The 872-nt window shown below is 75.7% G+C and carries 1 protein-coding gene; it reads right to left on the bottom strand.

The window, feature by feature from the left end; all coding sequences use genetic code 11:
• The coding region (locus G6045_RS41060) for a hypothetical protein (RefSeq protein WP_408056435.1) at positions 1–312 on the bottom strand (312 nt) is incomplete at its 3' end.
• Positions 313–872: the final 560 nt, after the last annotated feature.

The raw sequence follows: 872 nt of genomic DNA, 5'->3' as shown, positions 1-872 counted from the left end.
GTCGGGTGCAGCGGTGACCGAGGCGGCGGGGCCCGAGGCGCCGGGGTCCCCGACTCCCGGGCTGTCCGCGCCTACTGAGCCCTCGGAGCTCTCTGAGCCCAGGCCCACTCCCCCGAAACCCGCTCCGCCGAAGCCTGCACCCTCGATGTCCTCCCCGACCTCGGCGGCGAGGGCGATTTCGCCGACCTCGGCACCCCCGGCGACCTCAGCGACCTCAGCGACCTCAGCGACCTCAGCGACCTCAGCGACCTCAGCGACCTCAGCGACCAAGCCAACCGCTCCGGTACACACCTCGCGGCCGGTCACGTCCACGACCGGCCAGCCGGTCCCTGCAAAGGAAGCCGCGCCCAGCACCGCACCGCTCGCCCCCTCGCGCGCGGCGACCTCGCCCGCGGAAGCGGCCGCGGGTTCCCGCACCCCGGCCCGGGCCGACTCCGTACGCCCCGCCGACTCCGCACCCACCCAGCTCGCAGCCGCTTCCCGGCCCGGCAGGGCGGAGGCCGACCAGAACGCCAAGGCCGCTCCCGGCCCCGCCGAAACCGGAGCCCCCGCGCCGGCCGACGTCCCCCTTGAGTCAGCCGGGGCCCCGCGCCGCACCTCCACCACCCCCAGGCCGGTCCAAGCCCCGGCCGCCACCACCGCATCCGCACCCAAGCCCACCGCGACCCCGGCCCTCACCTCAGCCACCTCCAAACCGGCCGAGGCCCCGACTCTCACCGCAACCACCGCCAAACCAGCCGAGGCCCCGACTCACACCGCAACCACCCCTAAGCCGACCAAGGCCCCGGCTCTCACCTCACCGACCGAGGCCCCGGCCCGCACCTCACGGACCCCTGAACCGTCCGAGGCCCCGGCTCTCACCTCCGCAACCC

It is taken from the genome of Streptomyces mesophilus, assembly GCF_011044995.1.
GTDB lineage: Bacteria > Actinomycetota > Actinomycetes > Streptomycetales > Streptomycetaceae > Streptomyces > Streptomyces mesophilus.
The sequence above is the reverse complement of the archived record's forward strand: the minus strand, read 5'-3'. Positions and strand labels throughout refer to the sequence as shown.